The 13,577-nt window shown below is 72.7% G+C and carries 11 protein-coding genes; 4 read left to right on the forward strand and 7 right to left on the reverse strand.

What is annotated here, in order from left to right; translation table 11 throughout:
- Positions 1–332 precede the first annotated feature (332 nt).
- Entirely contained in the window at positions 333–521 is a 189-nt protein-coding gene (locus P6897_RS13720; RefSeq protein WP_282501494.1) for a hypothetical protein, read from the forward strand.
- Positions 522–551: 30 nt separating this feature from the next.
- Here the strand turns inward: P6897_RS13720 and P6897_RS13725 are convergent, their stop codons facing one another.
- Positions 552–2,081, reverse strand: a complete 1,530-nt coding sequence (locus P6897_RS13725; RefSeq protein ID WP_282501495.1) for a SulP family inorganic anion transporter — start codon at positions 2,079–2,081, stop codon at positions 552–554.
- Positions 2,082–2,236: 155 nt separating this feature from the next.
- Between P6897_RS13725 and P6897_RS13730 the strand changes: the two genes are divergently transcribed.
- Positions 2,237–2,614, forward strand: coding sequence for a MerR family transcriptional regulator (locus P6897_RS13730; protein ID WP_274179388.1), 378 nt, complete (start codon positions 2,237–2,239; stop codon positions 2,612–2,614).
- Between the two features lie 31 nt (positions 2,615–2,645).
- Here the strand turns inward: P6897_RS13730 and P6897_RS13735 are convergent, their stop codons facing one another.
- Positions 2,646–2,912 carry a hypothetical protein gene (locus P6897_RS13735; protein ID WP_282501496.1) on the reverse strand — a complete coding sequence of 89 codons (267 nt, stop codon included), beginning with the start codon at positions 2,910–2,912 and terminating at the stop codon, positions 2,646–2,648.
- Positions 2,913–2,990: 78 nt separating this feature from the next.
- On the opposite strand from P6897_RS13735, the gene P6897_RS13740 reads away from it, so the two are divergent.
- The gene (locus P6897_RS13740; protein WP_274179390.1) at positions 2,991–3,746 is read left to right on the forward strand and encodes an SDR family oxidoreductase; all 756 of its coding nucleotides are present in this window, start codon (positions 2,991–2,993) and stop codon (positions 3,744–3,746) included.
- Positions 3,747–3,857: 111 nt separating this feature from the next.
- A complete protein-coding gene (locus P6897_RS13745; RefSeq protein WP_282501497.1) occupies positions 3,858–4,313 on the forward strand; it encodes a MarR family transcriptional regulator in 456 nt (151 codons plus the stop codon).
- Between the two features lie 148 nt (positions 4,314–4,461).
- Here the strand turns inward: P6897_RS13745 and P6897_RS13750 are convergent, their stop codons facing one another.
- The 5 genes from P6897_RS13750 to P6897_RS13770 form a co-directional block, all read right to left on the reverse strand.
- Positions 4,462–5,586, reverse strand: coding sequence for a hypothetical protein (locus P6897_RS13750; protein ID WP_282501498.1), 1,125 nt, complete (start codon positions 5,584–5,586; stop codon positions 4,462–4,464).
- Entirely contained in the window at positions 5,583–5,936 is a 354-nt protein-coding gene (locus P6897_RS13755) for a helix-turn-helix transcriptional regulator (RefSeq protein WP_282501499.1), read from the reverse strand. Before P6897_RS13755 ends, P6897_RS13750 begins: the two co-directional genes overlap by 4 nt.
- A 191-nt stretch (positions 5,937–6,127) precedes the next feature.
- A complete protein-coding gene (locus P6897_RS13760; RefSeq protein ID WP_282501501.1) occupies positions 6,128–7,840 on the reverse strand; it encodes a LuxR C-terminal-related transcriptional regulator in 1,713 nt (570 codons plus the stop codon).
- A 21-nt stretch (positions 7,841–7,861) separates the two neighbouring features.
- Complete coding sequence (locus P6897_RS13765; RefSeq protein ID WP_282501502.1) at positions 7,862–9,811, reverse strand: discoidin domain-containing protein; 1,950 nt, start codon at positions 9,809–9,811, stop codon at positions 7,862–7,864.
- A complete protein-coding gene (locus P6897_RS13770; protein WP_282501503.1) occupies positions 9,808–13,437 on the reverse strand; it encodes a family 43 glycosylhydrolase in 3,630 nt (1,209 codons plus the stop codon). The genes P6897_RS13765 and P6897_RS13770 overlap by 4 nt, the downstream gene beginning before the upstream one ends.
- Positions 13,438–13,577 lie beyond the last annotated feature (140 nt).

Genomic DNA, 13,577 nt, shown 5'->3' on the forward strand with positions numbered 1-13,577 from the left:
TCGGGATGCCATCCGTCCGTCATGGATCGAGATCGACGGCGCAACTCTCACGGTCGCGTGGGGCTGGCCGAACGCCCGCAAGCGGTCATGGCAGCGCGGCGACGTCGGCTTCGTGTGCTCGTCGGGCACGACCAGCCGCGAGGGGGCGCCCGCCCGCCTCATCCTCGTCACCGACAAGTCGCACGGTGAGGCCGTCACGGCGACCATCGTCTGCGACGGCTTCTCGTACGAGGCGTATGCGACCTACGCCCGCTCCGAGCCCCACTACCACGCCGCCTCCCGCGACCGCAGCGGGTTTCGATCTGGCCGCGACGGGACAGCCGAATCTCCAGATGCAGCGTGCCCGCGTGGGCGAGGCGGTGCCGTGGCGCGATCAGCCGATGGCGCTCGATGCCGACGGCCGGTACACCTCGCGGTTCTCGGTGCCGACCGCCGGACCGGTGACGTTGGGGCTGCGTTACCTCGACCCCACCACCGGACGATTCGGTCCGGCATCCTTCGTGTCGTTCACCGCGTACTGACCGAACCGCCCGCAACCGCGCGGCCGCGGGTCAGTGCCCGCCGACGACGTTGCCGCTCAGGCGGCCGTGCAGAGCGGATGCGGTCGCGTTGAGTCCCTCGATCGCGACGGTCTTGCCGTGCCGCTCGTACTTGTTCACGACGGCGTCGAGCGCGGCCACCGTCGAGGCGTCCCAGACGTGCGAGCGGGTCATGTCGATGACGACGCGGGCGGGATCGTCGGCGTACGCGAACTGCGTGGTGAGGTCGTTGCTCGAGGCGAAGAAGAGCTCGCCGACGACCTCGTATCGGGCGACCGGCTCGTCACCGACGGCGTCGAGGGTTCGCGTGACGGTGACGAAATGGGCGACGCGACGAGCGAACATCACCATCGCGGCGATGACTCCGAGGATGACGCCGATCGCGAGGTTGTGGGTCCACACCGTCGCCACGACGGTGATGAGCATGACGGCCGTCTCGCTCTTCGGCATCCGCCGGAGGGTCGCCGGACGGATGCTGTGCCAGTCGAAGGTCGCCACGGTGACCATGATCATGACGGCCACAAGTGCCGCCATCGGAATGATCGCGACGACGTCGCCGAGCGCGAGCACGAGGATCAGCAGGAAGACCCCGGCGAGGAACGTCGAAATGCGCGTGCGCGCCCCCGACGCCTTCACGTTGATCATGGTCTGCCCGATCATGGCGCACCCGCCCATGCCGCCGAACGCGCCCGACAGGATGTTGGCTGCGCCCTGGCCGAGAGCCTCGCGCGTCTTGCGCGAGTGAGTGTCGGTGATGTCATCGACGAGCTTGGCGGTCATGAGCGATTCGAGCAGACCCACGACCGCCATGGCGAGCGCGTACGGCGCGATGATGCGCAGTGTCTCGAGGGTGAGCGGCACGTCGGGCACGAACAGTTCGGGCAGGCTCGAGGGCAGCTCGCCCTGATCGCCGACCGTCGGCACCTGCCAGCCGAACGCCACGACCGCCGCCGTGAGCAGCACGATCGTGACGAGCGGGGCCGGGATCACCTTCGTCAGCCGCGGCAGCGCGACGAGGATGATGAGCCCCGCGGCGACGAGCGGCCAGACGAGCCACGGGATGCCGTCACCGAAGAGCTGCGGCATCTGCGCGAGGAAGATGAGGATCGCGAGCGCGTTGACGAATCCCACCATCACCGACCGCGGGATGAACCGCATGAGCTTCGCGACGCCGAGCACCGCCAGCACGATCTGGATCACGCCCCCGAGAAGCACGGTGGCGATGAAGTAGTCCATGCCGTACTCGCGCACGACGGGCGCGATGACGAGCGCGATCGCCCCCGTCGCAGCCGTGATCATCGCCGGGCGGCCACCGAGGAAGGCGATCGCGACCGCCATGATGAACGATGAGAAGAGCCCCACGCGGGGATCCACTCCGGCGATGATCGAGAACGCGATCGCCTCGGGGATGAGCGCGAGGGCGACGACGAGCCCCGCCAGCACCTCGCGGGTCAGCAGTCGAGGGCTGCGCAGAGCCTGCAGGACGGTCGGTTCGATGCGATAGCGCGCGGCGCTGTCGCGGGCGGGGGTGACGGCGGTCACTCGGTGCCTTTCGGTCGGCGCCCGACGACGCGGGCGGGGCGATCGCGCGGGCGGAGTGGTCGCGCAGCCCGCGCAGCGCCGGCTGTCGGACGCAGGAAGAATGAGGGGGCGGCGCAGATCGGCGCCGACGAGAATCTAACGTAACGTGAGGTTTGATGTCGAATCGCGATGAGGTGACCATGCGCATCGGAGAGGTGACCGAGCGCACCGAGCTGTCATTCCGCACGCTCCGCCACTACGACGAGATCGGCCTCGTCACCCCGTCCGCGCGCACCGACGGCGGCTTCCGGCTGTACACGGAGGACGACGTGGCCCGCATCCTGCTCATCCGCCGCATGAAGCCGCTCGGCTACAGCCTCGACGAGATGCGCGAACTGCTCGACGTCGTCGACGCCCTCACCGCCGCTCCCGCCGACGAGGAGCTGCGCGCCCGCCTCGAGACGATCCGGGCAGGCGCGACCGAGCGGCGCGAGAAGCTGACCCGGCAGGTCGCGATGGCCGACGAGTTCCTCGAGCAGCTCAGCGTCATCTGATCGATGTGAGACGGCGGAGCGGCCCCGGACCTCAGGCGTAGGCCCGGTGCACGCGCCAGCCTCCCTCGCCGCAGTAGACGTCGAACACGAACGCCTCGCCGTCGGCATCCGTCGCCTGGAAGCGCCATCCGTAGAGCCCCCGTCGCCGATCGTCGTCGGCGGCGAGGGACCAGACCGAGTCGCGGAGGCGGGTCGGGATGTCGCTCACGCTCCATCGCCTGCCCGCGTAGAACATCCGCGCCGGGACGTCGTCGACGAGCCAGAGGGTGACGTCGTGGGCGCTCGTCGTGTCGGTCATGACAACCGAGGATAGAACAGATCTTCGATCCTAGCCAGGGCGTTATACGAACACAGCTTCGCTCCGTACGCTGGACGCATGGATCTGTACAGCCTCTTCGGGCTCTCCGGCCGACGCGCCCTCGTGACCGGCGGGAGCTCCGGCATCGGCCGGGGAATCGCCGAGGCGCTGGCCGCCGCGGGGGCAGAGGTCATCGTCGCGGCCCGCGGTCGTGACCTGATCGACGAGACCGTCGGGCAGATCCGCTCCGAGGGCGGGCTCGCGTCGGGGATCGTCGCCGACCTGTCCTCCCGTGCCGGCTGCCACGAGCTCGCCGATCAGGCCGGCGACATCGACATCCTCGTGAACTCGGCGGGCATCAACATCCGCCCTCCCCTCCTCGAACTCGACGAGCCCGCCTGGGATGCCACGATGGCGGTCAACCTCGACGCCCCTTTCATCCTGGGCCAGCGATTCGCCCCCGGGATGATCGAGCGCGGGTACGGCCGCATCATCTCCATCAGCTCGCAGCAGGCGAGCCGCGCCTTCGCATCGAGCGGCGCCTACGGCGCGTCGAAGGCCGCCCTCGAGGGCCTCGCCCGCTCGCAGGCGGAGGCGTGGTCGGCATCCGGGGTGACCTCGAACGTGCTGGTCCCGGGCTTCGTCCTCACTCGCCTCAACGAGCGCCTCGCGAGCAACCCCGACGTCGTCGACGCGCTGGCCGCTCGCACCTTCGTCGGGCGCAACGGCGTGCCGGACGACTTCGCCGCCGCGGCGATCTTCCTGGCCGGCCCGGGCTCGGCCTATGTGACCGGCCAGTCGATCGCCGTGGACGGCGGTTTCTCGGTCCACTGAGGCTCACCTTCCTTCGCCCATACCAGGTGAGCGCTCCCACGGGAAGGGCTCCCCTTCGGCCGGATGCTCGGACAGACTGAGCCGCTAGGTCGATCAACACGGGGAGTCGTCATGGCAGTGCAGGGTGAGACATCGTCGGCATCGGCAGTCCTCGACGCGCTGTGGGCGTATGAGGCCGCGGAGGGCGCCATCCGGCTGCGGCTGCGCGACTCGATGCTCGTGTGCGAGAACGACCTGATCGCGCTCGAGAAGCTCATCGAGGCGCAGGATCGCGACGTCGCGCTGACCCCGTCGAACATCACCCAGGAGCTCGGGATCTCGTCCGCGAGCACGACCGCGATGCTCGATCGCCTCGAGCGTTCCGGGTATCTGCGGCGCCAGCCGCATCCGTCCGACCGTCGCAAGGTCTTCGTGACGCTCGGTGATCGCCCGGTCGAGAACCTGCGCCAGTCGGGTACGGACGTGCAGCACCGCGTCGAGGACGTCATCGCCGACATGCCCGCCGGCTCCGCCGCCGTGCTCGTCGACTTCCTCTCGCGCATGCGGATCGCCGCCGAAGCCGCCTGACGCCCCGCGCCCGTGCCGCGTGCCGCGACGTGCCGCGATGCAAGGCATCCGATCCGACGCCCCGGTCCGGATGCCGCTGCCCCGGCGAGTCGCCCGCGATCCCCTGCAACCGCGCACCGGGTGCAACCGCGCACCGGGGCGCCCGGGCTCAGGTCGCGGCGACCGGCACGCCCGTCGTCCGACGCCCGGCCGGGGCCCAGCCGAAGAGGAGAAGCGCCGCGGCGAAACTGAGCGGCCCGATCAGGTGGAAGGCCTGCGACAGCGCCGAGACGTCACCGCCCGAGGTGGCGAAGGTGTCGGCGATCGACATCCCGATCGAGAATCCGGCGAACAGTCGCAGGAACAGCGCGGCCCCGATGATCGAGAGGTACAGGATGCCGAGCCGGCGGGGCGTCAGCCACGCCCCGCCCCTCGTCAGCGAGCCGACAGTCACACCGGCCGCCGCCACCAGCCACACCCCGACCCACACAGCCACCGCCCCCGCAGCGAACGCCGGGTCGAACCCGTCGGCCGCGATCATCGCGGCGTAGATGGCGTCCAACTCGTAGCCGGGCACCTTGGCGAGCGGATTCCACACCAGCAGATCGAGGGCGCCGAGCACGAGCAACGCCGTGACGGACACGAGCCCCGCGATCGCGACCGGCCGCCGTCGAGCCAGCGGTGCGGAGCGGTCCTCCAGGGCGAGCGGCATCGATCGCCAGGCGCCGGCCAGCCCGATCGCGGCACCGCCGACGGTGAGGCCGACGCCCGCCGCGCTCACCCCAGCCGCCACGGGGCGAACCGCGGCGAGCGCGAGCACGGGGATGCCGAGCGCGGTGGCGGCGAACGCGAACCTCACGACCGCCGACCGCGACAGCGCGGCCGCGCCGATGAAGAGGGCGATGGCGAGCAGCACTCCCCCGAACAGGAGCACGCTGAGCGCGGAACGGCCGGCGGCGAGCGCGATCTCGACCACAGCCGGTATGGCGACCTCCGGGGAGGTGAGATCCCCGGTCATCCACAGCGCGGCCGACGTCGCCCCGACCGCGGCGAGCAGCGTGACACCCCGCCGGCTCAGCCGGCGCGAAGCCGTGCCTCGGGGCTCGCCGGTCAGCACCGGGGAGTCACGGTCCGCGCTGAGGGCGACCGCGATCGCGCCGCGCACGACATCCCCCCGGCGCACCCCGGCTTCGTGAGCCCCGGCGACATCCGCCCGCCACTGCTCGAGATGACGTGCCCGCGACGCAACCGGCATCGTCCGGCTCACCGCCCGAAGGACAAGGTCGAGGTTCATGCGATCACTCCCCTCGCGTCGCCCCGGCCGCGTCCGGGCTCGGGCTCTTGCCGACGCGCTCGGCGGCGCTGCATCCGCACCTCATGCGCATCGACGGCGGCGCGGGCTGCGACGAGACCCTCCGGCGTCAGGCGGTACAGCCGCCGCCGGGGCCCGCTGCGATTCGGGTCGACCTCCCACTCGGAGGTCGCCCACTCCATCGACTCGAGGCGCTCGAGGATCGGGTACACGCTGCCCGCGGGCCGGCCGGTGCGGTTGACGATGCGAAGCCCCCACACCGGTTCGGACTCGCTGATCAGAGCCTCGAGCACATCGACGGTCGCCGGGGTGATGCGTGTGAGCGGCTGCATGACCGCATGCTATCTCTATATACCTAGAGATAGCCCCTGCGTGTCAGCCAGCCGCCCGTGCCGCGATGCAAGGCATCCGATCCGACACCCCGACCCGGATGCCGCATCCCCGGCGCCTCGCACACGATCCCTTGCATCCGCGCACCCGCGCACCGCGCACCGCGCACCGCGCACCGCGCACCGCGCAGACCTCAGCGCCGCCCGCCGAGCACGCGGGCGATCTCGCGGCGGCTCGACACCCCCAGGCGGCGCATGATGTTGGCCACGTGGTAGTCGACGGTCCGCTTCGAGAGGTGCAGCAGGCCGGCGATCTCGCCGCTGGTGTACCCCTGTCCGACGGCGTCAGCGACCTTCCGCTGCTGCTCGGTCAGCCGCGCCGCGGGCTCGCCGCCGCTCGATCCGCGCTGCATCTCCGTCGTCGTCGCGGCGACCGCCTCGTCGTACCGCCTCGCCAGCCCGCCCGCGCCGAGCTCCTGCAGCTCGGCACTGGCGTCTTCGTAGACGACGAGCGCGCGCCGCGGATCCGGCCGGCCGTGCGCACCGAAGAGGCTGTAGTGGATGCCGGCGACGACGCGCACCCAGGCCCGCCCGAGCGGGTCGTGGTCGAGGGTCAGCAGCGCGAGGGCCCGGTCGACCGCCTTCGTCGCCTCGGCGTACCGTTCGTCGTGCTCCGCCAGGATCGACACGAAGGCCCAGGCGTACGCACTCTGGTCGGCTCCGGGCTGGGCGGTCCACAGGGCCACGCCGCGTCGTACCTCGTCGACCCGGCCGAGGTGCCACGAGGCGAGCAGGTTCAGCATCCGCCATTCGTCGACGCGGTACGGATGCCGGTACCCGGGCTCGGCGGCATCCTCGAGCGCGCGCCGCAGCGCCGGCCAGTCGCTGAGCGAGATCGCCATCATGATGCGGGCGTGCGTGATCACGATCTGCGCGAGGAACGACGGGGTGTCGCGGCACAGCAGCGCGGCTCGGTCGAGCACGGGCCGGCTCGCGTCCATGTCGCCGCGGAGGGCGAGGAAGAGCCCGTGCACCGCGAGCGCCTGGGGCTCGAGCCAGTCGTGCTCGATCGACCCGGTCGGCGGAGCCGTCGCGCGCACCGCCTCGGCCGCCTCGCGCCACCGCCCCTGGCGTACGCGGACGAACGCGAGCTCGACCTCGGCGTGCAGGCGCACCCCGGGCCGCCACGCGGGTGCGAGGCGCGCACCGCGCGCGAGGTTGAGCGCCGCCTCCCCCAGCCGGCCCGACAGGTGCTCGACGCTGCCGAGGCTCACGAGGGCGAGCGCATGCGCGGGCGACAGGCTGTTGCGCATCCGCAGCGGCGCCAGGGTCTCGATGAGGGCACGCCGCGCGGCATCCCCCGCTGCCGTGTGCTGCTCGACCATCGCGTCGAGACCGAGCAGGTCGAAGGCCACGTGCTCCGGGGCCGCGACCCGGCCCTCGACAGCGGATGCCGCGGCCATGACCGCCCGGGCCGCGTCGATGCACCGTCGCGCCGGCACCCACGACGCCGATGCGACGCAGCCGGTCGCGACGTAGGACAGCAGCAGCGGCAGCAGCATCCCCTCGCCCTCGAGCGGATCCCCGGCGACGGGCCCCGGCACCGACGCGAGCGGCACCTCGGCGAGCGCGACGATGCGGGCCACAGCGCTGTCGAGGTCGCCGTCGCCGATCTGCAGCATCGCGAGCACGCCCTCGCGCAGAATCCCCTCCGGCAATGCAGCCACGTCGTCCCGGTGGGCGGCGAGCAGGTCGGCGCGGTAGCCGCGCATCCCGATCGAGCAGGCCAGTGCGAGGCCGTCGGCATCCCCGGCGGCATGTGCGGTGAGTGCGGCGCGGACCGCGGTCTCGGTCTCCCGGCGTCGCCACGCGGAGCGGGCCTCGTCGAGAAGCGGGTGTCGTGGCATCCGCCGCCCTTCTGTCGGCGTTCAGTCTGCCAGGTGCGGCGGGCTCGTCGTCTGCACGCGCGGGCGTGACGGTGTGCGATGTCGCGCGAGCATCGCGCCGCCGCCGGCGAGCACCGTAAGCAGCGCCGCGACGGCGATCGCCGCCGACGGCGCAGCGCCACCGGTCGCCGCGAGAGAGCGAACCCCGGATGCCGCGCCGCGGGCCGTGCCGGCGCTCGATCCGCCCGGCACCGCCGATCCGCCCGGCACCGCCGACCCGCCCGGCACGACGACCGGCGGCTCCGGCTCCACCACCACGGGCGGCTCCGGGTCGACGACGACCGGCGGCTCCGGGTCCACCACGACCGGCGGCTCGGGGTCGACCAGGGGCGGGGCCTTCCCGCCGAACACGGCGATGTCGGCGACTCCCGTCGATCCGGTGTACTCGGCTTCACCCCAGGCATCGAAGACGAGCCGGATCGCCGAGGTCGTGACACGCTCGAACGCCACCTCGCCGGGCGACTCGTCGCGGGACGGCGTGAACGTGGCGCCCGCCACCGCGAGCCACCGGCCGGTGGCCGCATCCCACCGCTCGACGCGCCAGGCACGCGGCGGGATGAGCCCCCGCGCCTCGTCGTCTGCGGCATCCCGCGCGAGGGCGACCGACACCCGCTCCACGGTGACCGGGCCGCCCCACGTGAGCTCGAGCCACTGCTCGCCCACCCGCGGCCATGAGCTCCACATACTGCCCGGGTCGCCGTCCACGGCGGCAGCCGCGCTCGACCACTCAGGCACGTACGACGCGGTCGCCACGGCCGAACCGGTAATGTCGCGCACCGTCGTCGGGTCGGCGCACGGCACGGTGACGGTCACCGTGGCCCGGTGCGCGATCTCATCGATCTCGTCGACGCGGACGGTCATCCCGGAGTTGAGCGCGACCGTCTCGCCCGCCGTGACGAACTCGTTCGCCTCGGTCGTGTCGCCCGGCCGTTCCAGCAGGTCACCGCCGTACGGCTGCGCGGGGTTCGAGCGGAGGATCTGAACGCCCGACACGGTCCGTTCGGCCTGCCACGGGCTCGGCCAGGCACCGTCGCCGCTCACCGGGTCGGACGCGTCGCTGTACTGCACCCAGTACCGCGCGTCGGGGTTCTCGGGGTCGGTCCAGGTGAGCGTCCGGGATGCGGGGGTCCCGGCTCCCAGGCTGTCGAGCACCGCCGTGCGGGCATCGCCGCACACCGGCTCGCGAACGTTCGGGAGCACGCCCAGGCGAGCCAGGGTCGGGCTCGACAGCGGCAGGAACGACCAGGCGCCGCCCATCATGTCGGTCCGGTTGCCGTACTCGTCGCGCGGGCACTCCACGCCGGCGGGATAGTCCCAGCCCGTGTCGCAGCGGATGCTGGACGCGTGAGCCAGTGAGAGGTTGTGACCGAGCTCGTGCGCGAGCAGATACGGGTCGGGCCCGGGCTGGAACGTCCCGCCGCCGTCGTCGGGATCACCGGGCTGCTCACCGTTGGCCCACGTGGGGCACGGGTCACCGGGCGGGACCATGATGACGAGGTGCCGGGCCGCTCCGCCCTGCCAGCCGATCAATTCGCGCAGCCACTGATGCAGACCGGCCGTGTCGCTGCATCCGATCGGCTGGTCGACGCTCTGCCAGTCGAGGAGCTGCTCGAGCTCGAAGCGGATCGCGCCGTTCGTCTCACGGTCGTAGAACTCGTCGACGAGCTCGAGCGAGCGCCGCGCCTCGTCCGCCGCGAACGACGGCTCCGAGCCCTGCGGCGCGAGGAGCGCGATCGTCACCCGGTGATCACGGATGTCGGCGCGTGCCGGGACGTCGACATCGACGAACCCCGGCCCGGCCTCGGCCCGCACGGGCGAGGCCACAGCGGGCGAGGCCCCCGCGAGCACCGCGGCGTTGATGGCGAGGACCGCGCTGAGGACAGCGGCCGTGCGACGGCTCGCGGCCGTCGCGCGGCGGGCGCCGACCGTCATGATCCCGCGCGTCCGGTGCGGGTCCGCGGCCGTGCTCCGACGCCGTCGGCGGTGCGGAGCATGCGCGGGAGGAGAACACCGCCGCCGGCCAGGAGCAGCAGCAGCGCCCCCGCCGCCAGCCCCGTCGGCACCTCGGCACCGGTGTTCGCGAGGCGACCGCTCGGCTTCGCGTCTGCGCGCACGGTTCCCGGACCGGCGACACCGGTCCCGGCTCCGCCCCCGGCGCCGCCCGGGACGTTCGGCACGCCGGGGGTGCCGGGCCCTCCCGGGACTCCGGGCACGCCCGGCTCATCGGTCCCGGTGGAACCGGTCTCGACCCGCAGCGAGCGGTCCGGCGAGACGTTGCCCGCGACATCGGTCGCGCGGAACACCACGTCGACGGCGCCCCCGCCGCGCGGCAACCGCAGCACGCCGTCGAGGGGTGCGCGCGCCGTGCCGTCTCTCGCCACGCGCAGCTCGCCGCCGCGCACCGGCACCCAGGCATCGCCCGAGCGCACCTCGACGACGCCGACCCCCGAACCGTCATCGGTGGCCTGCAGGTCGACCAGGAAGCCTTCCTCGTCCTCGCTCACCGAGCCCCGCACCTCCGGGGCGACCGTGTCGATCCGCACCGTCACCGCGACGCGGTCCGAGACGTTGCCCGCCGCGTCGACGGCTTCGGCCTCGACGAGATGGATGCCGTCATCGGCCACCACGACGTCATCCGACAACGGCTGCCAGGCCTGGCCGTCGATGCGAACGCGCACCGCCGGTGCCGCATCCGCGTCGTCTTCGGCGGCGCCGGCGAAACGCACCGGCTGCCGGAACCAGCCCGAGGCCGGCACCACGTCGGCGGTGTCGAAGCTCAGGGTGGGGGCGGTGGTGTCGACGGGCTCCGTGACCTCGGCGGTCCAGGCCTCGAACTCGTGCGCCGCAACGGAGCCTCCCGCCTCGGCCGCGCCCCACGACTGCATCAGCGCGCGCAGCGCCGTGGTCTCGACCGCAGCGAAGCGCACCTCGTTGCGATCGGTCGTCGACCGCTCGTAGACGTCGTCGGTCTCGACGTCGTGCCACGCGCCGGCGGCATCGCGGTACTGCAGCACCCACGAGCGCGGGGGGATGAGACCGGCGTTCTGGTCGTCGGCGGCATCCCGCGCGAACACCACGGCCGCACGGTCGAGGGTGACGGGGCGGTCCCAGGCCAGCTGCAGCCACTGCTCGCCGACACGCGGCCACGTGCCCCACGACGCGCCACCGAGGGCACCGTCCACGACGGCGTCGACGGGCGCCCACGGCGATGCGTACGACGCGGTCACCGCGGCGAACGGCGCGACGTTGCCCGTCAGCGGAGCGTCGGGCGAGCGCGGGATCGTCACCGGCACCGGCATCGACACGTTGCCTGCGGCGTCGGTCGCGCGGAGGTAGACGACGTGGCGCTCGAGGTCGGGGGCGGCGATCGGGGCGCCGTACGGCTGCCAACCCGTCGGCTCGTCCACCGCGTACTCGAGGCTCGCGAGCCCCGAACCCGCGTCCGTCGCGGCGGCGGCGACCGTGCGCGCCTGCGCGTCGACGACACCCGTCGCCACGGGGGCGGTGCGGTCGACGCGCACCGAGACGGCCTGTTCGGCCGAGACGTTGCCCGCGGCATCCGTTGCCCGCGCCGAGACCGTGTGCATACCGTCGGTCTCGATCGTGGTGTCGACGCGTCGAACGTCCGACGTCGTCGTCCAGTCGCCGCCGTCGACCGACACCGCGATGCTCGAGCGCACGTCGCGGTCATCGGTCGCCTCGGCACGGACCGTCACGGCACCGACGAACCAGCCGTCGGCACCTTCCGCGCCGCGGGCCGTCAGCTGCAGCACCGGCGCGGTCACGTCGGGCTCGCCGGCGTCGCTCGGGTCGATCACGGTCACCGTGACCTCGACGCGCGCAGCCGCATAGCCCGTGGCCACGCCGCTCACCGTGAACGTGCCCGGCTGCGCGTATGCCGCCGGGTCGACGGCATCCCAGCGCACCGGAGCAGGCACGCGCTCGTCGCCGTAGCGCAGCTCGACGGTCTCGGGCAGCTCGGGCGCCTCGCCGACGGCGGTGCGGGTAGACGCCGGGCCGTAGCCGTCGGCGGCCACGGCATCGACCGACCACTCCTCCACCGCCAGGGCCGAGTAGCGCGGCGTCGCGCCCGTTCCCGGCGCGGCGTCGAGCACAGCCCGTAGGCGCGTCGTCGTCACGGGGGCGAAGGTCACCTCGATCGGCGTGCGCGTCGTCGTGGGGTATCCGCTCGCTCCCTCGACATCCCGCCACCCGCCGTTCTGCCAGTACTGCAGCTTCCAGGCGCGGGGGGCCGAGACACCGTCGCCACTGCCGGGTTCACGGTCGCTCCAGAACTGGATCGTCGACCGGTCGATGCGCACCGGCTCGGTCCAGTCGTACTGGATCCACTCCGCCGCGGCACGGTCGCCGTCGTACGAGCCCCACATGTCCGGCGGCAGCGGGTTCGGGCGGACGATTCCGTCGTTCAGCGCGGCGATCCAGTACTGCGCAGGGATCGGCTCGTTCGATGCCGAGGCCGTCGCCTGCGGCGCGACGTTCGCGCTCGGGGTCTCGACCTGCTCGGCACCGAGCGTCGGGACGACCGGCAGGATGCGGGCGGGGGTGACGGAGTCGTCCCAGCGCAGGGCATCGACGGCGACCGAGCGGCGGAAGTGGTTGCCGCCCTCGGCGTCGGCCGTGTGGTACGCCATGTACCACTTCCCCTGGAACTCGGTGATCGCCGGGTGACTGGTCGTCGACGAGACCGGCGCGAGGATGCGGCCCTGCGATGTCCACGGCCCCAGCGGTCCGGGCGCCGTCGAGTACGCGATGCACGCGTGGTAGACCGCGGGCGTGCACCAGCTGTCGGGGCCGGCCGTGTTCGCGGCGTAGGCGAGGTAGTAGGTGCCGGCGCGCTCGAACAGCCACGCCGCCTCGAAGAACCCGTCGACGCCGCTCGTGATGGCGGTGGGCTCACCGATGAGGCTGGTCATGTCGGCGCCGAGCTCGATCGCGAACAGCCGGCCGAAGCTGCCCCAGTACATCCACACGCGCCCGTCGCTCGCGACGTACACGGTCGGGTCGATGTTGTGGGCGTCGTTGCCGAGGATCTCCTGCGACACGATCGGCGCCCCGACCGCGTCGGTCCAGGGGCCGAGGGGGGTGTCCGACACCGCGACGCCGATGCCGAAGGGGTCGGGCGAGTCGCTGCCGGCTTCGTGCACGGGCACGTACCAGTAGAAGCGGCCGTCGGCGCCCTCGACGACCTGTCCGGCGTACGCGCGCCCGGGTGTCGCCCAGTCGAAGACCTGCTCGGGACGCATGAGCGCGGGATGCCGCTCCCACTCTCCGCCGCCGACGTCCGCGGTCGAGAAGGCCTGCCACTCGTTCATGATGAAGTCGTTCGTGGTCGGCCCCGCCTCGTCGCGCCCCGCGTAGACGTAGAGGGTGTCGTCGACGACGAGCGTGGCGGGATCGGCCGAGTACACCGAGCCGTCGCCGAGGATCGGGTTGTCGAGCGCGGTGGCCGCGGGGGCCGGCACGGCGACGGCGAGACCGGCGACGACGGCACCCGCGATGAGGGCGGCCGATGCGCGGCGGGGAAGCGAGCGGGGCATGACGGTCTCCTTCGACCGGAGCGACGGGTGCCGCGGAGAGAAACGGGGTGCGGCGGGGTCAAACAGCGCCGGCCGGCCCGCCGAAAAGGTGGACCGGAGACGTGCGTGGATGGCACGCTATCCAGCCCGCCCATGCGACC

The sequence above is a fragment of the Microbacterium sp. BDGP8 genome (assembly GCF_029991045.1).
GTDB classification, from domain to species: domain Bacteria; phylum Actinomycetota; class Actinomycetes; order Actinomycetales; family Microbacteriaceae; genus Microbacterium; species Microbacterium plantarum.